The organism is Terriglobales bacterium (genome assembly GCA_035651655.1).
GTDB lineage: Bacteria > Acidobacteriota > Terriglobia > Terriglobales > Acidobacteriaceae > DASRFG01.
This window is the reverse complement of the sequence record DASRFG010000001.1, coordinates 128561-153632: the sequence shown is the minus strand read 5'-3', so window position 1 is coordinate 153632 and position 25072 is coordinate 128561. Positions and strand designations below refer to the sequence as shown.

Below are 25072 nucleotides of genomic sequence, written 5' to 3'. Positions count from 1 at the left end.
TCCGAATCCTAATGAAGGTGCTGTACACAGATCTTCCCGAGACGCCGGTGGCGGCTCCGAGGAAGCTGGCAGGGCGTGTGGTCTTGGCTTTGCTGGTACTGGCCTCGGTGTTGGCTGGAGTCACTGCCGGACTCGTGTTCGTTGATTCCACTGATCTGCCGCAGGTGGATGAGCTCCAGCACTACCGTCCCATATCTATCACCGATCTTTACGACGATCAGGGGCGCATCATCGGGTCATTCGCGCTACAGCGCCGCGTAGTGGCCTCTTACGACGACTTCCCGAGAGTCCTCTACCAGGCGGTGATCTCAATTGAAGACAAGAATTTTGAGAAGCACTGGGGAGTCAACGTGCGCCGGATCCTAGGGGCGGCCTATCGCGACATCCTAACTCCGGGCCGCAGGTTACAAGGCGCATCCACGCTGACCATGCAGCTCTCACGGAACCTCTTCCTCTCTCCCGAGCAGAAATTTCGCCGCAAGGTGCAGGAAACCATGCTCGCCATCCAGATCGAGCGGCGATTCACCAAGGCACAGATTTTTACTATGTACGCCAACCAGATTCCCTTAGGACATGGAGTCTGGGGCTTCGAAGCTGCGGCGGAGTTTTATTTTGGCAAACGCGCAAAGGACCTGACGCTTCCGGAAGCCGCATTGCTGGCCGGTTTAGCGAAGGGCCCAACTTCCTACTCTCCTATCAATTACCCGGACCGCGCTTTGCGACGGCGCAACCTGGTGATCAATGCAATGCTCGAGGATGGCAAGATCACCGCCGCACAAGCCACCGCCGCCAAGAACACGCCGCTCAACCTAAATGTTCAGAGCGATCCCAACTCGCTGGCTCCCTACTTCGTCGAGGAAGTCCGACGGTATCTGGAGAAGAAATATGGCACCGATCAGGTCCACCAGGCGGGATTGCATGTGTACACAACTTTAAATGTGGACCTGCAGAGAGCAGCCAACCGGGCAGTACTCGATGGCCTCGCCGCGTACGAACGCCGACACGGATGGAAGGGGCACCTTGAAAATGTGCTGCGCGCGGGACAGGATCTGGAGAGCTACAAACATCCAGACTGGAACGAGCGCATCAGCGCTGACAGCTACGTGCATGCGCTCGTCGTCGAGACCACGTTGCGCTCAGCAATCGTGAAATTTGGCAATTACACTGCCACACTCAGCGCCGCAGATACCGCCTGGACCAACCGCCGCATACCCGCCTTGCTGCACATGGGCGACATCGCCTACGTGAAGGTGCTTTCACTTTCTTCGGGAGATCGGGCGCGGGTGAGTCTGGAGCAGGACTCTGGAGCGCAAGGCGCACTCGTGGCCCTCGATAATGCCAGTGGTGACATTAAGGCCATGTTTGGCGGGCGCGACTTCGATCTTTCAAAGTTCAATCGTGCCACCCAGGCATTGCGCCAGGTTGGGTCGTCTTTCAAACCATACGTTTACACGGCTGCGGTGGATCAGGGCGCCAGTCCGGACGACACCATCGAAGATGCGCCGATCATTTTTAACACTCCCTCTGGTCCATATATCCCGCACAATTACGACGAAAAGTTCGAGGGCAATATCACTCTCCGCCGGGCACTGGCACAATCGCGCAACATTCCCGCACTCAAGCTGGCAGACCACCTGGGAATGAACACGGTCATTGATTATGCGCATCGCTTCGGGATCAGTTCGCAAATACCAGCGTATTTGCCCGTGGCCTTGGGAGCGGCGGAGGTAACGCCGCTCGAACAGACCTCCGCATACAGCGTGTTCCCCGATGACGGCGTTCATGTAACCCCGCGCTACATTCTTAAAGTCACCGATTACGACGGCCGCGTGTTGGAAGAGAATTATCCCGAGGTGCGGGAGTCCATCAATTCACGGACGGCGCGGATTATGACCGCCATGCTGCGCGAGGTGGTCTTGCACGGTACGGGCGTAAAGGCGAGCCAGCTCAACTACCCGCTGGCCGGGAAAACCGGCACGACAAATGACTTCACGGATGCCTGGTTCGTCGGGTTCTCGCCTTCCCTCACCTGTGGAGTATGGGTGGGCTTTGACGAAAAGAGATCACTCGGCAATCGGGAAAGTGGCTCGATGGCCGCGCTGCCCATCTGGATTGACTTCATGAAAACGGCCCTGAAAGGCCGACCGGCTCAGGATTTCCAACCGCCGCCCTTCATCCCTCCGAGTACAGTCGCGCGCAAGCTGGATACGCCGGATACCAGTCCGGCAGACGAAGAAGCTCACTGAGCCGATGAAACTAGGGCTCGATCTCTAATTCTGTATCCGATTCCTTAGCGGCAGGCTGCGCCCCGGCTGGCTGCGCCCCGTCTGGCGATGCCATTGCCAGGTCGGTCAATTGTAAGGTCAGATTGCCGGGATTGGTCGAGTAAGCTATTCCCGTGTCTATGTCGAGCGTGCCTGCCCGGATCAGCTTTTCCAGTTCGCCGTCAAAGTACTGCATGCCTTCCTGACCGCCATCTCGCATCGCATCCAGAAGGGTCTTGCCATCGTGCTCGCCTTTTTCAACGTACTCGCGCGTGCGTAGCGACGATACCAGGATTTCGAGAATGGCGACCCGACCCTCCCCGTCTTTGCGAGGCACCAGCCGCTGAGAAACGATATAGCGAAAAGATTTCGCCAGCCGATTGCGGATAGTCTGCTGTTCCGCCGCCGGGAACACTCCGATGATTCGCTCCACCGTCTTGGAGGCATCAATCGTATGCAGGGTTGAAAGCACCAGGTGGCCGGTTTCCGCTGCTTCCAGTGCGGTCTCAATGGTTTCCTTGTCCCGCATCTCGCCCACCAGGATTACTTTTGGCGCCTGCCGCAGGGCGGCCCGCAACGCCAGGGCAAAGCTCGGCGTATCACTGTGCAATTCCCGCTGATGAATGGTCGCCTTTTTGTGTGGATGCAAGAACTCAATCGGGTCTTCGATGGTGATGATGTGGTATCCATGCAGCTCGTTGACCTTGTCCAAGATCGCCGCCATCGTCGAAGACTTACCGGATCCAGTGGGGCCGGTGATAAGAACGATTCCATTCTTCAGTTCCGCGATCTTCGCCAACTGCGCAGGTAAATTGAGATCGTTAAGAGTAGGAATTGTGTGTGGAATCACCCGCATTACAACGGCGCAGGTGCCGCGCTGGATGAATACATTCACGCGGAAACGCGCTTTTCCCGGAAGACTGTACGAAACGTCGCAAGCCCCTTGTTCGCGGAGCTTGGCCAGTGCCACTTTGTTGTTACCGATAAGGTCGCCTGCAATCCGCCGCGTATCTTCGGCGCTGAGGTGAGGAATCTCGGCGATTTTCACCGCAACGAGCTCTCCACTCAACTCTACTTGTGGCGGCCGGCCAGGAGAAAAAATCAGGTCACTTACCTTGCTCGAGGTCCGCAGCATGGCCGATAAAATGGCGTTCGTGGAAGCGGTGGAGTCCGGTGTGGTCTTCGGTTCTACTCCGGGCATGGGCGCTGGAGCTGGCGTTGCGATGGCTTTCTCCTTGAGAACTCGACCGGGCAAGGCGTGGCATTCACACACCAGTCGCTTATCTGGGGGGAAACGCTAATTTAGCCTAAGAATCACAGCGCGGCTATAGGGCAAACCCTTTCGCCGCTACACGACGGTGCATGGCCGCCCGAACTAAAAAAGGGACGGCATACTGCCGTCCCAGAAAAACCCAAAGAAAAGCCAAACTCTGCTGTTATTTCTTGGCCTTCTTCTTCCCGTAGCTGGTTTCCACCGAAGCGCCCATTGAAGCCAGCATCTGCTTGGCTGGTTCAGCATAGGGGCCGGTAGGCTGAAGCTCAAGGTACTTGTTGAAAGCTTCCGAAGTACCCTCGGGCGCCACCATTTTGTCGCCTTTCAGAGTGGCTTTCCCCAGCAAATTAACGCCCTTCCAATAGTAAGCCTCAGCCCGGTTGGGATCCGCGGCAATCGTCTTATCAAAGGCCTGCACGGCATCATCTATTTTGCCGGTATTGGTCAGGGTTGCGCCCAGATTGAAATAGTACATAGCCGCATTCGGGGGATCCACTTGCGCTGCCTGGTTGTAAGCCTTGATCGCGTCATCCGTCTTGCCGGACTTTGCCAAGGCCTGCCCCAGGTTGTTGTAAACAGCCCCGCTGGGTTTCAAGGCAAGAGCTTTCTGATAGGACTCAGCCGATTGCGCATAGAGCTGGGCTGCCGCAGGACGGTCAGTTGTTTCGGACTTCTTTGCCGCGTCGCTATATACATTTCCCAACTTGGCCCACAGGACATCGCGATTAGGATCCATGGCCGTTGCTTCTTTCATGACCGCGATTGCCTGATCGAAGTTACCGGCCTGTTGCGCCTGGGTGGCGGCTGCCAGTTTTTCGTTCAGCGCCTTGATGGTGAGATTTTCCTTTTGGGCCTTTTCCTGGGCTGCTTTCTGCTCAGGCGTCATCTGTGCCTGGCCGCGCGCCTTAGCGTCTGCCGATTCCTTTTGCAGATCGAAGTTGGTAACATTTTCTTCGTTACCCAGTGAGACCTGCACTCCGTTGAAAAAGAACAAGACCTGGCCATTGCTGATTAGGCTGATCTTGTATTTGCCCGGAGCAATACCCAGCGAGAAGAATTCACCCTTCTTATTGGTCTTAATGTCGTACTTTTGACCCGTGTCCTGATTGACGTAATTCACCGTGGCGCCGGCCACCGGTTGTCCCTGCATGTCTTTGGCAACACCCTTCACCGTGGCAGTGGCTTGCGACCAGGCAGACGGAGCACACAGCGCCGCAATCACCAGTGTCACCAACAATATTGATAAACGCTGCTTCATTTGAGCCTCCCGGCTAACCTCAAAAATAAATCTTTTCTTGTCCGCTCAAACTTCGTGTGGTTCGCGCCTAATCGCCTGTGCCCGAAACTGCCGGTTCCAGGTAAGGAATAGGGTCGTGCGCACCCGCATTTTGAAACGCGCGCAGCCGCAAAACGCAGCTGTCGCAGATCCCGCAGGCGCGGTCTTCCCGGCTATAGCAAGACCACGTTAAATCGAAGGGCGCGCCCAATTCAAGGCCCAGGCGCACGATCTGCGATTTGCGCATGGCTATCAGCGGCGTCGCAATTTCAATGCGTCCCTCTCGCGTACCTCTTCGTACCACCTCGTTAAAGGCCTGGTAATAATCCGGGCGGCAGTCAGGATAGCCCGAGCTGTCCTGCTGCACAGCGCCCATTAATACTTTCTCCGCGCCCAGCACTTCGGCCCAACTCACCGCGGTGGACAAGAAATGCGCGTTGCGAAAAGGCACATAGGTGATGGGTATTTCGCCGCCAATCACCTCACTCGCGGTTGGAACGGCAAGATCAGGATCTGTAAGCGCCGAACCGCCAACCGCGTGCAACGAGTCATTTCGTACCATCAGCCGCTGGCGAATACGCAGCCGATCGCAAATCGCGAGAAACGCCTGCCGCTCCCGCTTTTCCGTGCGTTGCCCATAGCTGACGTGCAACGCCGCAGCATCATAATCGCGAACCGCTAAGGCGGCGCAAACGCAGGAATCCATCCCGCCGCTCAATAACACAACAGCCCGGGCCTTATGCCTGGGATCAGCTGGAACCTTCCTAGTATCAATATTTCGAGTGTCCAACAACTTAGATGTCATCTCCTGCCGAGCCGCTGCCCAGCTAAATACCATTGAATCAACGAGTCATTGACGCTCTTCATCACACTCCTTTTTCCGCCGGGTCCCAGATGAACTTATGCAACTGCAATCCGAGGCGGGCTTGCAGGCCGTCCGCCAGCATCCAGTCCGTCAACTCGCGGGGATCGAGCAGGCAATGCGAGCTGTCTCGTCTTCCGGTTGCGTCCTTGCGGAACGCGGGTGAGAGGATCACGGACGCCACTCGCCGGCCAAGATTCTGCTGCTCTATAAATGCGCGAGCAAATTCATAGTCGGTGCGGTCACTGAGCACAAACTTTACTTCGTCGTGCCTCGTAAGCGCCTCCAGGTTTGCTTCCCGGAAGGTATCTGCGGCGCCAGAATGCGGGCACTTTACATCTACGACCTTGATCACCTCTTTGGGAACGGTCGCCAGCGGCCGTTCGCCGCTGGTTTCGAGCAGTACTGTGTACCCATCGGCCACCAGTCGCTGCATTAGCGGAACCACTTCGCGCTCCTGCAGCATAGGCTCGCCGCCGGTGATCTCCACCAGCTTGGTGGAGTGGCGCGTGCCGTTGCTGGGATTTGCTGGCGAATCCGGTGCGCCGCCGTTGAGCCGATGCACTTCCCGCTCGACTTCTTCCAAGGTCATCTTCTTGCCGCCGGTAAAGGTGTACTCGCTGTCGCACCACGAGCAGCGCAAGTTGCAAGCAGTGAGCCGCACAAAGATGCAGGGCAGACCGGCGTAGGAAGATTCACCCTGCAGCGACTTGTAAATCTCCGTGATCTGCATTGGAACTATATTGAATTAATGGTTCATTGAGGCATTCAGCGTTGACTAAACAGAAGGGGACACAATGTCTCATTGATTCAATGATTCAATCAGTGAACGACTCATGACTCCCGCTCAACCCTCAAAGTATCTGGCGGTAGTGGTATCCGTTTCCCACACAATGACGTCTTTTACGCGCACGCGACCATTTGCCACGGAACGCAGCTTGCCGTTCGTCTCCTGGTAAAAGTATCGAGCGAGATTCTCTGCCGAAGGGTTTTCCGCCTTGAACGGCTCAATGTCGTTCAGATACTGGTGATCGAGCCGATCAATAATGTCCGCCATCACCGCTTTCAAGTCCTTAAAATCGAAGAGCAGGCCGATGCCATCCAGCTTTTCGCCCTCAAGGGTCACCCGTACTTTGTAATTGTGGCCGTGCGGGTTCTCACACTTTCCCCGGTAGCCGCGCAAAGCGTGGCCGGCGGCGAATGTGTCTTCCACCGTGACTTCGAACATGGATTCCCCTGCGGCCCGCATAACTACAGGAGCCGCGCGCCTAGCGTCAGTAATCTTATATTGTAACCTGCTGTGACATGCGGGCGGAACGAGCAAGCGATGGGGTTCAAACCGACCAACGAGGTGAGACTGAAGCTGCAGCGCCGGGCAAACAAGAGTGCCTGCCCTACATCTTAAGATGCTTGTATAAGGCGGACACTCCTGTCCGCGAGCTTACGGCGGCGACTATTCCACTCCGAAGAACTGCTCCACCTGCGCCAAGTCCATCGTTCGCCGGTAATTTGGAAGACTCTCCACAAATACGCGTCCATATGATTTCTTCACAATGCGATTGTCCAGCAGAGCGAGCAGTCCGCGATCGTGGAGTGACCGGATCAGTCGTCCGAAGCCTTGTTTCAGCGTAATGACCGCTGCGGGCACCTGATATTCGTAAAACGCATTGCCGCCTTCGGAGTTAATCGAGCTCACGCGTGCGGCTACCACCGGATCGCTAGGCACAGAAAAGGGTAAACGATCAACGATGACGGCGCTGAGCTGTTCGCCCTGGACATCTACGCCCTGCCAGAACGAAGCAGTGGCGAAGAGCACGGCGTTGGGCGTGAGCCGGAATTCTTCGAGCAGCGCGGTTTTCGGAGCATCGCCCTGCAGGAGCATGGGATATTCCAGTTCTCCCAATAGGCGGTTATAGATTTCCCGCATCTGGGCGTAACTGGTGAACAGGCAAAAGGCGCGGCCACGAGTGATTTCTAATAACCTGCGGATGCACTCCGTAGCGCGCCCTACGAACTGCGGAGTGCGCGGATCGGGCAGATCGGTCGGAACGTAGAGCAGAGTCTGATTGGGATAATCGAAGTGTGAAGGCAACACCAGTTCGCGGGCGTGCTCGATTCCCAGCCGTCGGCGAATGTATTCAAAACCAGGGCCGACCGCCAGCGTGGCCGAGGTCAGCACTGCGGTCTCGAGCTTATCGAAGACGCAGGAGCGCAGAATCGGCGCGACATCGATGGGAGTGGCCTGCAAGAATACATTTGCCGGGCCGCTGCGGCCTTCCCGCCCAAAGCTCCGCCGCTCAATCCAGAACACGGTGTTGCGGTCCTCGGACTCCATCACGAACGAGACCTGCACGCGCAGTTCCTCTATTCGCCGGGAAAAGTTGAAAATTTCTTCCGGCTTTTCGCGCATGCCTTCGAGCTCGGAGCCGAGGCGAGTGAGTGCTTGCATCAAGGCAACGAATTCGTCCCCGTTTTCTTCGAGAAATTCGCGGCGGTTCTGGAAGGCGAAGCGGCCGTCCCCCGGCGGCAGCACGGAAAAGAAAAACTGTGACCGCTCGCGAAGGCTGCGAGTGGCGCTGAGAAGCCCTGCCGAAACCAGCTTGTGACGCTGCAGAAATGACTCTACATCGCGAATGAGTTCCTCAAAGCGCAAGTTGCTGACGGTCACGCCAAAGTAGCTGCCAGCCACATTTTCCAGATCGTGTGCCTCGTCGAAGATCACCGCACCGCAATCCGGCAGGATGCCGGCATCAGGAGCGTTTTCTGCCGACTGTTTGATGGCGAGATCGGCGAAAAACAGATGGTGATTGACGATGATGATGTCGCTTTCCATCGCACGGCGGTGCATTTCCGTAATGAAGCAGCGGTCGAACTGGCTGCACTTCTGGCCCAGACACTTGTCAGAGCGCGCGTCCAGACGCGGCCACAACGCGCTTGACTCGGGCAGCGAAGCCACCTCGGCGCGATCTCCGGTCTCGGTGCTTCTTTCCCACTCTGCAATAGCACGGTATTGCTCGATTTCTTCCAGGCCGCTGAGCACCGGCTGCCCGGTGAGGTCGTAGAGTTTCTGCCGGCATAGATAGTTGTTTCTTCCCTTCATGTAGCAGACGCGCAGGTGAGCTTCACCTTCCGGGAAGAGTGCGCTCTCGAGAAACGGAATGTCTTTGCGGAAGAGCTGCTCCTGCAGATTTTTCGTTCCGGTGGAGATGATTACGCGCTTGCCTGAGCGAATCACCGGCACCAGGTAAGCCAAGGTCTTGCCAGTGCCGGTGCCTGCTTCGACGATCAAGTGCCGCTTTTCATTCAGCGCTTGCTCGACGGCCTGGGCCATCTGCAATTGTCCGCGACGAAATTCGTACGCTGGGTGAGTACGGGAGAGCAGGCCGCCGGGGCCGAAGAACTGGTGGAGAGATGGCCGTCCAATGGCGGAGGGCGCGGACTGGGGAAGGCTGGACACGAGGAGTCTCTATAATAATCCGAGTGCGTACGCCGACCATCGCTATTGTGGGCCGTCCCAACGTCGGCAAATCCACACTCTTCAATCGGATTATCGGCCGCCGTCGGGCCATTGTCGGTGACGAGCCCGGCATAACCCGCGACCGCCTATACGGCGAGGCACACTGGCGTGGGCGGACGATGCGCGTGGTGGATACCGGCGGCATCATTCCCGAAGAGAAAGAGCACATTCCCGCCGAGATCTTCCGTCAGGCCAAGGTAGCTCTGGAGGAGGCCGATGCCGTAGTGATGGTGGTGGACGCTCGCACGGAACTCGCGGCACCCGATCTGGAGCTGGCGCGCGTCCTGCAACGGGGTGGAAAGCCATTGTTCCTGGCAGTGAACAAAGTGGATGCCGACAAAATCGAGGCGGCAGCAGAGGAGTTCCGACGCCTGGGCATTCGCAATCTTTTCCCCGTTTCCGCGGAGCACGGCAGGGGAGTGGCGGAGCTGCTGGATGCGATCCTGGAGGTGCTGCCGGAAGATCAAACCAAAACCGAAGACCAAAACATAACCACAGAGGGCACAGAGGAACTTCTAGAAACGGCAGAATCTGCCGATGCAGCGCCGAGGGAGACAAGAGTTGCCATCATCGGCCGGCCGAACGTCGGCAAATCTACGCTCCTGAACCGGCTCACAGGCTCCTCGCGAGCTATCGTTTCCCCGGTACCTGGAACCACGCGGGATGCGGTTGACGAAATCGTGCAGCGTGGTTCGCAGCGCTATCGTTTCATTGACACCGCCGGTATCCGCCGCAAAGGCAAGACACGGCTCATGGCTGAGAAGCTCTCAGTGGTGATGGCGCGCAAGCACCTGGAAGCCGCGGATATTGCGCTACTGGTGATCGACGCCACCGAGGGCGTAACCGCCCTGGACGCTACCATCGCCGGCTATGCCCATGAGAGTGGCCGCTCCATTATTGTTGTGGTCAACAAATGGGATTTGGTGGCGGGAAAACCTGCAGCTCAGGATTCCGACGAAACTAAAGCTAAGGGTGCCACCCACACCTGGCGTGGGCGCCAGATGCCGCGCCAGGACCGGCCGGTTGATCGCAAGGTTTACGAAGCCCAACTCCGCGATTCACTGAAGTTTTTGGCTTACGCACCGGTAATCTTTGTTTCGGCTAGCACCGGCAAGAACACCCACAAAATCTTCCCCACTTTGGAACTTGTCGCCGCGGAGCGCCGCAAGCGCATTCCGACTGGCGAAATGAATCGCTTTCTCAAACACATTGACTTCGACCGGGCCTCGGTTCCGGCAGCCAAGCGGATCAAAATTTATTACATGACCCAGGCTTCCACTTCACCCCCGACATTCGTATTGTTCGCCGATCGCGCCGTGAAGCTGCATTTCTCTTATCAGCGTTTTGTCGAGAATCAAATCCGGCAGGCGTTTGGATTTGTGGGCACACCAATTCGCATCAAAACGCGCGGGCGCGAGTAGCGACAGCCTCAGCCGGCCGCTGGTTCAAGCTGCGGCGGCACCGGAGGAGGGGCAGGGTGCAACACCGCATTGAGCGCAGGGTACCTCGCAGCCAGAAAATAGATGGAATAAGCGGGAAAGAACACGGTCGCGGGTACTGATACCAACCCCACCACGTAAAGTGCTCCTGCGAACACCAAGCACCCAGCGATGACCGCAGCGGTGATGGTGTACACATTCCAGGTCACGCCTGCGCCTTTGAACACGAGCACAAGCACAACCGTGAGCAAGCCTGTGGGTATTAGTGCCATCAGGAAAACGATGACGGTAGCGATTCCTATTATGAAGGCGGCGCCGATGGCCAACACCAGCTTCATCCCAAGGTACCCAGCATAACTCCCGCGTTCGCTCTTCATCATGCGAAGCAGGCGGCGCCAGCCTTCCATTGCGCTGATCGGCTCCAATGCCATTTGAGGTACGACGAAGTCTTTGGTCAGCACGGTTATCACAAAAAGAACCAGCATGTAGGCCATGGCCACCAGGACGGCCAGTACCATTCCCAGCCCCGCCGCCACCGCATGTCCGGCGGAGTGCCGCGTCATCCCTAACAGCCCCGCGATCCCGGCCGGAATGCCGATCAAAACTACCAGTCCCCCTAGTGCAACTAATCCCAGCAGCAACTGCCAAATGAAAAATCGTCTGCCCTGTGGCTGCCACTTCTCCCAGCCTTCGCGCAGTAAGCATCGGCCGGTGAGCACGCACTCGAAAAGAATGAACCGGGAGATACTGTTTATATATAGAAACGTCAGAAGAAGAATCGCACCGGCTACGATCAGTCCCGTGATCAAAATCGCGAGATGAACGTGATCCATCCCCTTCAGAATTCCCGCTAAGGGCAGCAATTCTCGCGAAGCATTGCCGGTGGTTGTAGGAGCGGGTACGTGAAAGCTGCTACTAGGGCAACCGCCAGCGCTGGAGATTTCCCCGGTCGCGAGTCCGAGCAGCGCCAACCGCGCCCATTGCGCAAAACGGAATGGCCTGAACAGCCGTTCCTTGGCAAGCTGAAGCGCGGGGCTAATGGCATCTACTGCGGAGGTCGGCACTACAAACTCCTTGCTTGCCTTTTCGCCGCGGGATGACTGCAAGGTACTTTGAATCGGGCTGGCCGTCAATCGGTTTCACTCGCCAACGAATGACGTTTAATCGACCTCGGAGCTGCAGGAGAGTCCCCTGACTAAAAAGACACTGCTCGTTCTGTAGTACAGGGTACATTCGGTTGGGACTCCAACCAACTTTGCAATTCCCCTAACGCGCGTTCACACTGCAGCCGATGCCGCTCGGCGCGGTCGCGGATTTTTGTTTCGAGCGGCGGCAGAAGATCGAATGTGATGTTTGCCGGCTGAAAATTCTGCGGATCAGCATGTGTGACGTAGCGCACCAGAGACCCGAATGCAGTCGCACGCGGGGGCGGAACCGGCACGTCGCCAAGCGCTAGCGCCGCGGCATGCATCCCCGCCATGAGTCCGGTTGCAATTGATTCGACGTAGCCTTCCACGCCGCAGATCTGTCCGGCAAAGAGCACATTCGGATGCAGCTTCATCTGCAAAGTCTCGCGCAGCAGAGAAGGCGCATTGATGTAAGTATTGCGATGGATCTGTCCATAGCGCAGAAAGCGCGCGTTCTCCAGCCCGGGGATGAGGCGCAGCACGCGGGCCTGCTCACCAAACTTCAAATGATTTTGGAAACCAACAATGTTGTACGAATCGGCTCGCAAGTTTTCCTGCCGCAATTGCACTACGGCGTAAGGCTGCTTCCCAGTGCGGGGATCGCGGAGGCCTACCGGTTTCATGGGCCCGAATCGCAAAGTGTCGCGCCCACGCCGGGCGATTTCTTCAATTGGCAGGCACGCTTCGAAATAGTTCAGCTTCTCCCAATCGCGAGCCTCCACCGACTCTGCCGCGAGCAGCGCGGCATAGAAGCGGTCGTACTCTTCGTTACTCATGGGACAGTTGATGTAATCGGCTGTCCCCTTGTCATAGCGGGCGGCGCGGTACACGCGCGAAAGGTCAATCGAGTCAGCCTCGACGATCGGGCTTATAGAATCGAAAAAATAAAGATGCGTGCTGCCGCTGAGGCGTGCGATTTCTTGCGACAGCGCATCGGAGGTGAGCGGTCCGGTCGCAATGATCGTGGTCCCGGCTGCTTCGTCAATGCGCGTGACTTCCTCTCGGTGCACATGGATGTTCGGCTCGCCAGAAATTGCCTGGGTAACTGCCGCGGAGAATGCGGTGCGGTCCACAGCCAGCGCGTGTCCGGCGGGAACGGAGGCGGAACGCGCCAACTCAAGTAGCAACGAGCCGGCACGGCGCATTTCTTCCTTGAGCAGCCACGGGGCGGTGTTCTCGCTCTCGGACTTGAGAGAGTTCGAGCACACCAGCTCAGCAAAGTCGCCGGTCTGATGGGCTGGAGTGGAGCGCACCGGCCGCATTTCGTAGAGGTCAACGGACACACCCCTGCGAGCCAGTTGCCAGGCGGCTTCCGAGCCGGCCAGACCGGCGCCAATTATTTGCACTCGCGATGGCAAGGTTCGACTTCCCCGGTCTTGTATTATAGGTGCCTAATCATGGAGTTAACGATGGCAAGAATTAAGCTGGTGGAACCGAACGCTGCCGACCCCGAAGTAAAAGAAATTTACGAGAAAGTGCTCAAGGGCAAGCCGGGCAATGTTCACAAAGCATTGGCTCAGCGACCGGAGATCTTCAAGAACTTCCTAAGTTTTTACAGCAGCGTGGGCAGAGGACTGGAGAAGCGCCTCTACGAGATGGTGTACATCCGCGTTTCCATGTTGAATCGCTGCCAGTATTGAATGCAGCACCACCTCGCTTCGTCGAAGCGCGCCGGGCTTACCCAGGAAGATTGGAAGGCACTAAAAACCCCCTCTACCGCTTCTTTCAGCGACAAAGAAAAAGCTGCGCTGGCATTCGCCGAAAAGCTCACGCGCACACCGTGGGAGATCAGCGACGGCGACATCGCCGGCCTGAAGAAGCATTTCTCCGACCCTGAGATTGTTGAGTTGGATATTCTGGTCGGCGTGGTTAACCTGACCAACCGATTTACTGATCCACTTGGGCTGGAGCTCGAATTTCCGCCGGAAAAGATTTAGTTGCCCTATGTAAGTCGATGAGTGCATGCACCCAACTCACGTGGGCACAGGCGCCCTCGCCTGTGCTGGCGAGCGTGGCTCGCCTTGGGCCCGCGAGGGCGGATGCCGCGATAGGCAATCAAAGTATTATCCGTTCGTCGGCTACTCGCCGGGTCACGCGCTCGCGATCCAGGTATTCGAGCAGTGGGATGGCGTACTTCCGCGTGATGCCGGTGAGGTCTTTGAATTCGGCCACGCCCATCTTCGGGGATTTGGCTTTGTGTGCAATTACGCGGCGCCGAAGATCATCCAGGGCATCGCGATGGAAAACCAGGTCGTCGGAAATCTTCACCAACACTTTATCGCGCAAAAGCAGGGTGACGATCTTCTGAGCGCGCACACGATCCACTCGCAATCCGGCTAGCACGTCCTTTAACGCCGGCACCTTCAATCCTGCTGACGAAAATGCCTGCTCGATGGTGCGCTTCGATTCCGCCTCCTCGTCGCGCAGCACCACGCCTCGCCCCGCGGCTCGTACCTGCTCGCCCGTGGCCTCGAGCTTCTTGTCGCGGAGCAGCGCTTCGAGAACCCCCTGAAAAACTTCCGAACTTAGATGCAGTTTCTCGCGAAGCTCTTCCTTGCTGATCCCCGCCACCAGCGGATTGGCAGCATGAAATGCATTGACGGTGGCGAGCGCCCCTGCCCGGGCCTGATCGAACCCTTCCGCCGATATCAGAACTTTCCCGATGCGGCGAATGCTTTTGTCTAGAGATTTCGCAGTCGCTTCGATCTCCTGCCGTCGCCACCCTGTTTCGTTGACAACGTCCTCGAGCCCGAGCCCGGATTTGCCACGCCGGGCCACACGAGCACTGAGTATTTCTGCAGGCGAGCCATTGGCAAGGATCTCGAGATCAGTTCCGCTTTTCTGCGCTAATTTGCCCGGCAAGGGAGCCGCATCGAGCACCACCCCGCCCCCGATCGTGACCACCGGTGAAAACTGGCGCAGGATGAAGCGGTCCCCGGGCAGCAGCAACATTGGCTGCGCGGGACGCAATCGCGCAAAGCCGGATTGTCCGGGCGCAAGCTGCTTGGCGCCATGCAAGTTAACTTCGGCGACGGTTTCTGCGGTATAAGCGTGCAGGTGAACCCGAGCCCGCTCGCGCAGCGGACGCGCCGAGGGCAGCAGCGAGAGCGACACGTCAATCCGAGAAGTCGCGCGAAAGGTGTCCGGGGGCGCGAGAACCATGCCGCGCGCCAGATCATCAGTGGTGAGGCCGGCGAGATTAAGCGCGGTACGCTGGCCTGCGGTGGCCACGTTGGCTTGACGGCCATGCACTTGAATTCCTCGGACCCGCACCCGCCGTCCGCTCGGAAACACTTCCAACTCGTCTTCCTTCTGAATCCTTCCTGAAACCAGAGTGCCGGTCACCACAGTCCCGAAGCCTTTCATTACGAACACGCGGTCGATCGGCAGTCGCGCGAAGGCTTCGGAATCTTTGGGCTGCGCCGCAGCAGCGATCTTCGACAGAGCCTGCTTGAGTTCCGGAATACCTGCGCCGGTCTTTGCGCTTACGGAGACGATTGGCGCGTGCGAGCTATCGAGAAAAGATCCACGCAGAAACTCTTCCGCTTCCAGTCGCACCACATCCAAGGTATCGGCATCCACCAAATCAGACTTGGTGATTACGGTGATCCCGCGTCGAATCGAAAGCAGCCGGCAAATATCAAAGTGCTCGCGAGTTTGCGGCTTGATGGATTCATCGGCGGCGATGACCAGCAACACCAAGTCAATCCCGCCTACACCCGCCAGCATGTTGCGCACAAAACGCTCATGTCCGGGGACGTCAACAAAGCCGAGTCGCAGCGTCTCGCCTGCAGCGTCGGGCAGCTCCAGATACGCGAAGCCGATATCAATAGTTATGCCGCGTCGCTTTTCTTCCTCTAACCGGTCAGGATCGGTGCCGGTCAGCGCCTTCACCAGCGCGGATTTCCCATGATCAATATGGCCGGCGGTGCCGACGATTACGGACTTCATCGCACAACAGTGTACTCAATCCGCCGAAAGCGCCACCGTCGGGCATCTTCACGGCCGAATCGCTTTAGAATGGAAGAGAGATGGCAAAGCCCCTGGTCACTATCGCCAGCTTTCGCGACCTGCCTGAGGCGTGGCTCGCAAAGGGCTCATTAGAGTCAGTCGGCATTCCCTGCTTTCTGGCCAATGAGAACATCGTTCGGTTGGATTGGCTGTATGCCAATGCGGTAGGTGGGGTGCGCCTTCAGGTTCACAAGAAAGACGCCAAGATTGCCACCGAACTTCTCGGCTCGGGAATTCCGGCAGTAATTTTTGGTGAGGAAGGCGAACTTTACCTTCAGCCGACCTGTCCGGAGTGCGACTCATTAAAGATCTCTTACGGTGACCGCAATCGTTGGGTCAGGTTTCTTTCCTGGCTAATGCTTTCTTTCCCTTTGCCATTCCCAAGGAGGCTGCGATGGAGATGCCAGGATTGCGGGTATGAATGGAAGGAGAAACCAGGGGAGCCTGCCGAAGATCCCGCAAATCAGGAAGAACGGGTATAAACACCCAGAAACTCGGCATCAACCCCGTACGGGGCTCAGGAAAGCCGCAGTTTTTCGGCTCTCCTGAGGCTGTCCCGTAACCTCCGGGACAGAAACTCGTTACATACCAGTTCAGATGCGCCCACCGCCGCAGGGGTTTTGCTGCTCCCTTTCCAGTTGGGCAGTTCAATGCGACAATAAAGATATCCCCGAGATCCAATCAATGAACCCGGTTACCGCCTCTGCCATTAGTCCCGAAGTCGTCCGCGAGCACGGTCTTACGCCGGAGGAGTACGAAAAAATCCAAAAGTTGCTCAGACGCGAACCTAGCCTGACCGAATTAGGTATCTTCAGCGTGATGTGGAGCGAACACTGTTCCTATAAGTCGTCTCGCGTTCACCTGAAGCGCCTGCCAACCCGCAGCCGGCGAGTCGTCCAGGGGCCGGGAGAAAACGCCGGCATCATTGACATTGGCGATGGCTGGGCCTGCGCGTTCAAGATCGAGTCACACAACCACCCCTCCTTTATTGAGCCGTTTCAGGGTGCCGCGACTGGTGTAGGCGGCATTCTGCGCGACATCTTCACCATGGGCGCGCGTCCGGTAGCGGTAATGGATTCGCTACGCTTTGGTTCCATTTCAAAATCCGGTACCGCCACAACTGAGGACGACTCCACAATCCACAAGAATCATTCAGTACTCGAAGGGGTAGTGAGCGGAATCGCCTCTTATGGAAACTGCTTTGGCGTGCCAAATCTTGGCGGCGAGACTAAATTCGAAAGCTCCTACTCCCGCAATCCCCTGGTCAACGCTTTCGCCCTTGGGCTGGTTCGTCGCGACAAGATCTTCTACGCCCGGGCCGCTGGCGAGGGAAACCCCGTCATATATGTTGGCGCGAAAACCGGCCGTGATGGCATCCATGGCGCCACCATGGCCAGCGAGGAATTTAGCGCGGCCTCAGAACAGAAGCGGCCCAATGTGCAAGTGGGCGATCCTTTCCTCGAGAAGTTGCTCCTGGAAGCTTGTTTGGAAGCCATGGAAACGGGTGCCGTGGTTGGCATCCAGGACATGGGCGCCGCTGGCCTGACGTGCTCGACTTGCGAGATGGGAGCGCGTGGCAAAGTGGGACTCGAGATTGAACTCGACCGCGTGCCGCAGCGCGAAACCGGTATGAGTGCTTACGAAATCATGCTCAGCGAGTCCCAGGAGCGCATGTTGCTGGTCGCTGAAAAAGGCCGCGAGCAGGAAGTATTGCGTGTTTTCGAGAAATGGGGTTTGGACGCCGTGGTCGTCGGGAAGGTGATCGCAGAGAACCGCATGCGCGTGTTGCAGCACGGGGAAGTGATGGCCGACATTCCCAATGACGCTCTCACCGACGACGCCCCGGTTTACGCCCGGCCAATGGAGCGTTGGGAGCCGCCGGTTCCGAGGGAAATGCCGGATGCGGTGCTATTGGGCGAGCGAGCCAACTTGACCGCGGAACTCAAGCAGTTGCTGGCCAGTCCGAATATCTGTTCGAAACGCTGGATTCACGAGCAATACGATTCGATGGTCCAGACCAATACGGTCGAAGGCCCCGGAGGCGGAGATGCTGGCGTCATCCGATTGAAGGGCACTGGCCGTGGTCTGGCAATGGCGCTCGATGGAAACGGGCGTTGGTGCTATCTCGATCCCAAACTTGGCGCCATGCACGCGGTCGCGGAGGCTGCTCGCAACGTCGCTTGCACGGGAGCGACTCCCGTTGCTGCCACAAACTGCCTGAATTTTGGCAATCCCGAGAAGCCCGAGATCATGTGGCAGTTCTCGCAGGTGGTGGACGGCATCACCAAAGCCTGCGAAGAGCTGGAAATTCCGATCACCGGCGGAAACGTCAGCTTTTACAACGAAACGCTGGGAGAGGCAATCTATCCCACTCCCGTTCTCGGCGTGGTGGGAATTGTTGACGATGTGGACAGCATTGCCCGAATGCATTTTCAGCAGCCCGGCCGCAGCGTAGTTCTACTTCGTGGTTCTGAGCCGGGTGATGTGACCGATGCTCAGGCGGAGTTTGGATCATCCGAGTACGCGAAAGAAGTTCTGGGAGAGATTTGGGGTTTCCCTCCGGCTTTGGAGCTGGAGAAGGAAGCTGCCCTGCAGAAATGCCTGGGTGAGCTGGTTCGCGACGGCCTGATCGATTCCGCCCACGATCTTTCCGAGGGCGGCTTGGCTGTAGCCTGCGCGAAGTCGGGGCTCCGGAATCTCGTCGGCGCCAGACTGGAATTGGGTTCCGGCGGCCTGCCTGCTGAGTGCGTCCTGTTTTGCGAGGATGCCAGTCGGGTAGTTCTCTCCTGCGACCCTGAGCATGTCGCGGGAATCCAACAAGCAGCCAGAAAATATGGCGTCAGGGCCCATTCCATCGGGGTTACAATTCCCGAAAAATTAGAGATTGAGGTAGACGGCAGGGTGGTGGTGTCGGCGGACATCTCAGACCTGCGCGAGGCCTGGGGCGAGGCGCTCGATCGAGCGCTCCACGCTGAGACTGAAGAGCGGCTGGTGCCGGAGATTTTGCAGAAGAGCTGAGAGCATGGTAAAGGCCTAACTGAGTAGGGCGAGGGCACACGGTTGAGCGGTGTTGGAGCACGAAGCGGAGCGGCCCGAAGGCCGCCGCGCCGCGCGATCAAAGGCCTGACCGAGTAGGGTGAGGGCACACGGTTGAGCAGCGGTGTTGGAGCACGAAGCGGAGCGGCCCGAAGGCCGCCGCGCCGCGCGATCAAAGGCCTAACCGAGTAGGGCGAGGGCACACGGTTGAGCGGTGTTGGAGCACGAAGCGGAGCGGCCCGAAGGCTGCCGCGCCGCGCGATCAAAGGCCTAACCGAGGATGTCGAGGGCACACGGTTGAGCGGTGTTGGAGCACGAAGCGGAGCGGCCCGAAGGCCGCCGCGCCGCGCGGTCAAAGGCCTAACCTGAGGATAGCGAGGGCACACTGTTGAGCGGTCTTGATAAATATAAAGACGAGTGCGGGGTGGTTGCTATATACGCTCACCCTGAGGCGGAGAAGCTCGCCTATCTCGGCCTCCACGCCCTGCAGCATCGCGGCCAGGAGTCGGCCGGGATCGTCACTTCTGACGGTGTGACTCTTCACTTCCACAAGGCCATGGGCCTGGTTGCCGATATCTTCACCGAAGAAGTCCTGGCTCCGCTTCACGGCACTTTGGCGATAGGTCACACCCGTTATTCCACCGCCGGTGGTTCCGCCCTGCTTAACGCACAGCCGATCGTGGCGCGTTCCAACAAGGGCACAATCGGGCTGGCACACAATGGAAACCTGGTAAACGCGCAAGAAATTCGCAACCGGCTAGAGAATCAGGGATCGATTTTCCAGACTACGAGCGATACGGAAGTCATCGTTCACTTGATCGCTCAATCCAAAGAGCAGACGCTTCCTGAAGCCATCGCGGATTCTCTGCGCCAGGTCGAGGGCGCATTCTCTTTGGTAATGATTACCTCCGACCGCATCTTCGCGGTGCGCGATCCGCGTGGATTTCGGCCGCTGGCCATGGGGCGCATTCGCGCTGAAAAAGGCGGACAGGACACAATCGTCTTCGCCTCTGAAACCTGCGCCTTCGATCTGATCGGCGCCGACTACGAACGCGAGGTGAAGCCGGGCGAAATGGTAGTGGTCGGCCCTGAGGGTGTGTATTCAAAGTTCTATGCGCCCGCCGCTCCTCAATCTTCCTGCATTTTTGAGCACGTTTACTTTTCGCGCCCGGACAGCATCGTCTTCGGGCGCGCCGTCGAAATCAGCCGCGAGTCTCTAGGCCGGGAGCTGGCACGCGAAGCGCCAGTCGAGGCTGACATCGTAGTGCCGGTGCCTGATTCCGGCGTCAGCGCGGCCATGGGCTTTGCCGCGGAGAGCGGCATCCCATTCCGCTTTGGGCTTATTCGTAACCATTACGTGGGGCGCACCTTCATTGAGCCGCAGCAGCACGTCCGCGATTTTGGTGTGAAGCTCAAGCTGAACCCAGTGCGGAGCGTGCTTCAAGGAAAGAAAGTCGTCCTGATTGACGACTCCATCGTTCGCGGCACCACTAGCCGCAAGATCGTCCGCATGATTCGCAACGCAGGGGCCCGCGAGGTACACATGCGGATTTCCTGCCCTCCAACCATCTCGCCGTGCTTCTACGGAGTGGATACGCCTTCGAAGCGGCAATTAATTGCGGCCAATAAATCCATCGAGGAAATTCGCGAATACATCGGCGCAGACTCGCTCTCCTATTTGTCGCTGGATGGAATGAAGCGCGCCTGCGGTGACGGGCAGAAAGCTACCTACTGCACTGCTTGCTACACCGGGAAATATCCTACCGACTGGGTGGACGTGGAAGAAATCCAACCCGCCGAAATTAGCAAGCCGTAATTCCGGAAGTTAGAAGTTCGGCACAGCTTCCAGCAGACGCACGTTCCACCGGTCCGCTGCCGGCGTCATAAGCGTCACGTAACGAATTGTTGCTTGCTCATCGTGGAGGACGGTGCTGCCATCGAGAACTTGAATTTCCAATTGTGCGGTGTCGTGCAGCTCCATGGCGCCGCCATCCGGAGAGTAGAAGTAGGCCGTCAACTTGTGGCCGTGATCAATGTAGCGAGTGCGGGTACCAGACTTTTGCTGCGCGGCAATTGCGTCCCCGAATTTCGTCCGCGCGAATCCTGCAAAGTACTGGTCTAAAACTCCGGCGCGGTTCTGCTCCAGCGCGGCGGCAAGCGTCTGCCAGGCTCGCGCGTAGTCACGCGGAATATTTCGTGCGGTCACGTCTTCAATCTGGCGTGGGCCGATATTGTCGGTGATGAACTGCACCTGTGGCGGGTTTGGGGCAGCCCCGTACAAGCGCGCCACTGCGGCCAGTAGCAAAAGGCCGATGATCAAACCAACCCAATGAATCCTGCTGGTCTGCGGCCAATTCATTGCGCTCCTCCAACCCGCACTTCGTTTCCCATGACGACCCCCGAGGCCACCGAGATAGTTGCGGGCCCCGCCGTCTTCAAGGTGGCCCGCGCCACACCCTTTTTGATGGGAGCGTCTACCGTGCTCGTTCCGCTGCTATCGGCTGCGGTGAAAGTTACCACCGTCCCATCCGAAACCGGATTCCCCGTGCAGTCGCGCACCGGATCGGTTTCTACCTCAATTCCTTTGGGCGAGCGCTGCGCCTTCAGGCGGAGATTGCAAGGATCAGAAGCCACTTGCTGGATTACACGTTTCTCGTTTGCTCCTTGCAATGAGGCCACAAACTGAGCATTGCCGGCCTTGCGGCTGGAATTCATTCTTGTCCACGCCACCCCATCGCGGGACTGTACCGACTGTGAAACCGCTGGCGCATCCTTCACGGCCAGCCGAAAATCAACCGTTTCCGGCTGCCGAACCAGGTTCTTATATTTATCGAATACGAAGACCACACCCAAAATGCCGCTCCCCCGGGCCACCGGCACCCGTGAAGGATGCGCCAGGAAGCTGAGGTCCGCCGCGTTGGTTGCAACCACATAGAAGCTGGCGCTGCTATCGTTTCCGGAGCCGCGAACCAGAGCAAGATATCGTCCCGCGCTGCGGATTTCTTCCGGGCGAATGTGGATCTCATCGCCCAGTCGAACTTCGCGCTTCACAGAAAAACTTGGGCCGACCAGATAAAACGTGGCCTTCCCACTGCCGCTCGTCGCAATGGAAAATTCGGTTCCCGCCGGAACCGTCGGCGGCACGCGCAATTCCGCTGCCTCCAGGCAATAGGCGGCAAACAAAGTTACGGCAATCAGCCATCCCCAATGAGTGATCCGCATGTCGGCTAGGACCGTTCCCGAAGGTAGTAATTTACCGTGACCCGATAGTTCTGCACTTTTCCGGCAATCGTGTCCGGCATCTGCACTGCAAAAGGTTCCGGCGTCTGGGGCAATAGTGCCCGATCCACATATCCGTTCGAGACCCAAATGACCTTGCCTTGATTGTCGTAGTAGGTAGCCAAAACCTGGGCAATATTGACGGTTTGTCCGCTCTCATTGAGCAGTTCACCACGCAGCACTTTGCGGCCAAGAGCGTCGCTGTCTTCATGCTGGCTGAGCACGCCGATCACGGGATCTGCCGAGGCTGGCACCAGCATGGCGCGCGCATCCATGCGCACACTCTTGATCTGGGTCAGATTAATCCCGCGAAAGTCTATGCGGAACGGCGAGACCTGTTTTGGCAGCAAAGTATGCGAGATGTTATCGAAGCTGCCTTCTTCATCAATGTTCGAGCCGTCTTTCCCGATCAGAATTGCGTTTACGTCTATGAACGCCGGAACCGTGTCTTCATTCACGATCTCGCCCATCACGATGGTGTCGCCGCCGTGTTGGACAGCGTTCATGGAGACAATGCGCACTTGCGGTGAGTCAACGTTCTGGCTTCCCCAGTCGTCATCCACGCCCCGATTGATGATGTCCCAGCGCAGGTAATTTACCGGTATTACCTGTGGGGGAACTTTGGCCTGCTTCTCTAACGGCCACACCACTTTCCATGCCTCGCCGTCGCGCACCACCTTCAAGTCGCGCACGTCATAGATGGGGCCGACCGCGGTTGACCAACGCATGCTGGTTCGAACCAATGACTGCTGCGGGTTCTCGTTCAGCACGCGCGTTTGCGATCCTTCCAAGCTGGAATATGTGCGCAGGCTGCCATAGTTGCCGTTTAGATCGTGAATGAACGAGTCCTTATCCACATCACCAGTGTTGGCCAATTTCGCATAGGCATGGTCCCAGTCGTGGCGAGCTATGTCACCCAGCAGGGCGCGGACCATTTGTTCTGGAGTCTTGGTTGGTGCGCCCACGCCGGGAAGAGCTTCCCCCATGGGCATGGTGAGCGAAGGGGACTGGCTAACCGGGAAAACGAAGCCCAGTACCACAAGAAGCACAGTCAAAATTGCGAGAAAAATTCCGACCTTCATTACCGGGCCTCCCGTAGAAACATTGGCTCTCCCGCCGGAAATTCCACCGTCTCCGCCGCTCTCTTTCGCTCCGGCAACAGCAGGACGAACAATATGGCGAAGATGCTGGTGGCCATCGGCAACGTGCCCCACAGCACGCCCTGCCAGGGCGCAGGCATCGCATCCGAAGGAATGGGATGAGCGGGGGGAACGCTCTCCTTCGACCACACCGTTATTAATCCGCTATCGAAGGTGTCTATCTTTCGCCAGCCGGCGAAAACGAGAAGCGGGTCATAGTACGGGTCGCGCACAAAAATATATTTGAGGCCGTAACGATTCGCGTGTTCGAGCATGGCGCGCAGCGATGCCATTCCCGCGGTGCCGTAGTATTTCGCACTCGTCAGCTGGCCGGTGCCATACTGGGTAAACTCAGGCAGCAATCGCGCCGAGTTGTACTCGCCATCCACACTGCTGGCTACGGTATAGGTCCCTACCTTGGAAAGCTCATTGCCGAAGCCGAGCGTCAAGTACCGGTAGCGGTCGTGACCGTCGCGGTTCAAGAACTGAATCACCGGTTTTACATCAAATCCGGTGACCGGTTTATACGGATTAATGGGCAACCAACCCAGTGCGAGTGCCAGACTGCCGATACCACCCAGCGCCATGATCAACGCCCCTTTTCTGCGGTAGCGGGCGATCATTTCCGTCGTCAGCAATCCCACAAACGGTAGCGCCAGCAGCGTCGCCCAAAAGGTGAAGCGCTCAAACGTAAGGATGTCGAAGGCGCGGCCCAGGAGCCATTTCGGCATTGGCGTGGTGCCGCCCAGTCCCAAAATGAAGGTGATCCAGAATCCGACCAGCAAAGGCCGCAAACGGCGAACCTGGCCACCCCGAATAAAAATGTACGGGAATGCCAGCAGCAACGCGCCATAGGGAACTAGGAAATAGTTGATTCCCAGCAAACCCCCGGTCAGTAAGTTGGAGCGGCTGGCGTGAGGAATCGGAATCTGTTTGATGGGGTGCTGAATAATCGCGAGCCAATAGGGAAGCAGAACAATGCCTGTGCCAATTGCTGTCAGCGCCGTGAATACGGCGGTACGGGCCCATACAGCCACCACAGACGTTGCCGGTTGTTCATTCCGATCCATCACTGCAAGCCAGATCACGGGGAGGGCAAACAGAATTGCGCCAAAAACCAAGGTGACGTGGTGGACCGCAGCACCGGCAAGGCTAATGGCGACGCCTTTTAGAAGCGAACGAAATTTTGAGCTGCGTATCCAGTCGTAGAAATCCGGGAGCGCATTGAAGAACAGCGCTGCCGCGATCGTGGTTGAGAGCTGGCCCGCCTCATACAGCAAGAAAGAGAGCGCTCCAACGAAGACGCTTGCTATTGCCGCATAACTGGCTGAGCGTTCGTCCACCCACAGCTTGGAAAAACGGTAGATGCCGACCGGCAACAGCAGCACGCCGATCAATTGCACAATGGCGTATGCCATGTTCAACCCGACCACGTGTGAGACGAGTGCCATCCATTGGTGCTCCAGGGGCGGATAGGTGGTCTGTGAAAATCCCGCAAACCACTTCTCATTCCACGGGTTCCACCAGTGCTGGGCGTAATGGCTGGCAAAAAAGATATGGAAATTACTGTCGAACGAGTTTGACGGCAATTGCATGAACAGCAAAGGGCCGTGTATCGCCAGGGCCAAGAGCACAATTGCATAGAGCGGAATAAGGCGTCGCTGGGGTTCAGCGTAGGACGTTGCAGCCAATGGGAGCCTCCGAAATCCTGAGCAGCAGTTTGGATTCCCAAACCAGGGGTCGGGGTTTTCCAGCTACTCACCTGCCCGTGCCATTAACTTTGCTTCGC

20 protein-coding genes are annotated in these 25072 nt (G+C 57.6%); 7 read left to right on the top strand and 13 right to left on the bottom strand.

Features of this window, described 5'->3' with window-relative positions; translation table 11 throughout:
- Positions 1-11 precede the first annotated feature (11 nt).
- Complete coding sequence (locus tag VFA76_00670; protein HZR30347.1) at positions 12-2246, top strand: PBP1A family penicillin-binding protein; 2235 nt, start codon at positions 12-14, stop codon at positions 2244-2246.
- A gap of 10 nt (positions 2247-2256) precedes the next feature.
- On the opposite strand, the gene VFA76_00665 is transcribed toward VFA76_00670, so the two are convergent.
- The 6 genes from VFA76_00665 to VFA76_00640 form a co-directional block, all read right to left on the bottom strand.
- Entirely contained in the window at positions 2257-3519 is a 1263-nt protein-coding gene (locus VFA76_00665) for a PilT/PilU family type 4a pilus ATPase (GenBank protein ID HZR30346.1), read from the bottom strand.
- Positions 3520-3700: 181 nt separating this feature from the next.
- Positions 3701-4795 (bottom strand): tetratricopeptide repeat protein, encoded by a 1095-nt coding sequence (locus VFA76_00660; protein HZR30345.1) that lies wholly within the window; start codon positions 4793-4795, stop codon positions 3701-3703.
- Between the two features lie 67 nt (positions 4796-4862).
- The gene (queC, locus tag VFA76_00655; protein ID HZR30344.1) at positions 4863-5618 is read right to left on the bottom strand and encodes a 7-cyano-7-deazaguanine synthase QueC; all 756 of its coding nucleotides are present in this window, start codon (positions 5616-5618) and stop codon (positions 4863-4865) included.
- A gap of 61 nt (positions 5619-5679) precedes the next feature.
- On the bottom strand, positions 5680-6408 hold the full coding sequence (locus VFA76_00650; protein HZR30343.1) for a 7-carboxy-7-deazaguanine synthase: 729 nt from the start codon (positions 6406-6408) through the stop codon (positions 5680-5682).
- A gap of 114 nt (positions 6409-6522) precedes the next feature.
- Complete coding sequence (gene queD, locus VFA76_00645; GenBank protein HZR30342.1) at positions 6523-6903, bottom strand: 6-carboxytetrahydropterin synthase QueD; 381 nt, start codon at positions 6901-6903, stop codon at positions 6523-6525.
- 225 nt (positions 6904-7128) lie between these two features.
- Positions 7129-9132, bottom strand: a complete 2004-nt coding sequence (locus VFA76_00640) for an ATP-dependent DNA helicase (GenBank protein HZR30341.1) — start codon at positions 9130-9132, stop codon at positions 7129-7131.
- Positions 9133-9155: 23 nt separating this feature from the next.
- Here VFA76_00640 and der point away from each other — a divergent pair, with 23 nt between their 5' ends.
- On the top strand, positions 9156-10613 hold the full coding sequence (der, locus tag VFA76_00635) for a ribosome biogenesis GTPase Der (protein HZR30340.1): 1458 nt from the start codon (positions 9156-9158) through the stop codon (positions 10611-10613).
- Positions 10614-10621: 8 nt separating this feature from the next.
- Here the strand turns inward: der and VFA76_00630 are convergent, their stop codons facing one another.
- Both VFA76_00630 and trmFO read right to left on the bottom strand, forming a co-directional pair.
- Positions 10622-11695 (bottom strand): hypothetical protein, encoded by a 1074-nt coding sequence (locus tag VFA76_00630; GenBank protein HZR30339.1) that lies wholly within the window; start codon positions 11693-11695, stop codon positions 10622-10624.
- Positions 11696-11826: 131 nt separating this feature from the next.
- Positions 11827-13176, bottom strand: a complete 1350-nt coding sequence (gene trmFO, locus VFA76_00625; protein ID HZR30338.1) for a methylenetetrahydrofolate--tRNA-(uracil(54)-C(5))-methyltransferase (FADH(2)-oxidizing) TrmFO — start codon at positions 13174-13176, stop codon at positions 11827-11829.
- Between the two features lie 51 nt (positions 13177-13227).
- Between trmFO and VFA76_00620 the strand changes: the two genes are divergently transcribed.
- The gene (locus VFA76_00620) at positions 13228-13458 is read left to right on the top strand and encodes a hypothetical protein (protein HZR30337.1); all 231 of its coding nucleotides are present in this window, start codon (positions 13228-13230) and stop codon (positions 13456-13458) included.
- A complete protein-coding gene (locus tag VFA76_00615; protein HZR30336.1) occupies positions 13459-13755 on the top strand; it encodes a hypothetical protein in 297 nt (98 codons plus the stop codon).
- 118 nt (positions 13756-13873) lie between these two features.
- Here the strand turns inward: VFA76_00615 and selB are convergent, their stop codons facing one another.
- Positions 13874-15769, bottom strand: coding sequence for a selenocysteine-specific translation elongation factor (selB, locus tag VFA76_00610; protein ID HZR30335.1), 1896 nt, complete (start codon positions 15767-15769; stop codon positions 13874-13876).
- A gap of 80 nt (positions 15770-15849) precedes the next feature.
- Between selB and VFA76_00605 the strand changes: the two genes are divergently transcribed.
- The 3 genes from VFA76_00605 to purF all read left to right on the top strand — a co-directional run bounded on the left by VFA76_00605 (position 15850) and on the right by purF (position 20681).
- On the top strand, positions 15850-16311 hold the full coding sequence (locus VFA76_00605) for a hypothetical protein (protein ID HZR30334.1): 462 nt from the start codon (positions 15850-15852) through the stop codon (positions 16309-16311).
- Positions 16312-16513: 202 nt separating this feature from the next.
- Positions 16514-18847 carry a phosphoribosylformylglycinamidine synthase subunit PurL gene (purL, locus tag VFA76_00600; protein ID HZR30333.1) on the top strand — a complete coding sequence of 778 codons (2334 nt, stop codon included), beginning with the start codon at positions 16514-16516 and terminating at the stop codon, positions 18845-18847.
- Positions 18848-19253: 406 nt separating this feature from the next.
- Positions 19254-20681, top strand: coding sequence for an amidophosphoribosyltransferase (purF, locus tag VFA76_00595; protein HZR30332.1), 1428 nt, complete (start codon positions 19254-19256; stop codon positions 20679-20681).
- 9 nt (positions 20682-20690) lie between these two features.
- Here purF and VFA76_00590 read toward each other — a convergent pair whose 3' ends face one another.
- Genes VFA76_00590 through VFA76_00575 form a run of 4 tightly spaced genes read right to left on the bottom strand, consistent with a single transcriptional unit; the run spans position 20691 to position 24974 of the window.
- The gene (locus VFA76_00590) at positions 20691-21224 is read right to left on the bottom strand and encodes a hypothetical protein (GenBank protein HZR30331.1); all 534 of its coding nucleotides are present in this window, start codon (positions 21222-21224) and stop codon (positions 20691-20693) included.
- Positions 21221-22087 (bottom strand): hypothetical protein, encoded by an 867-nt coding sequence (locus VFA76_00585; protein HZR30330.1) that lies wholly within the window; start codon positions 22085-22087, stop codon positions 21221-21223. The genes VFA76_00590 and VFA76_00585 overlap by 4 nt, the downstream gene beginning before the upstream one ends.
- Positions 22088-22092: 5 nt before the next feature.
- Positions 22093-23226, bottom strand: a complete 1134-nt coding sequence (locus VFA76_00580) for a hypothetical protein (GenBank protein HZR30329.1) — start codon at positions 23224-23226, stop codon at positions 22093-22095.
- Positions 23226-24974 carry a hypothetical protein gene (locus VFA76_00575; GenBank protein ID HZR30328.1) on the bottom strand — a complete coding sequence of 583 codons (1749 nt, stop codon included), beginning with the start codon at positions 24972-24974 and terminating at the stop codon, positions 23226-23228. The genes VFA76_00580 and VFA76_00575 overlap by 1 nt, the downstream gene beginning before the upstream one ends.
- Positions 24975-25072 lie beyond the last annotated feature (98 nt).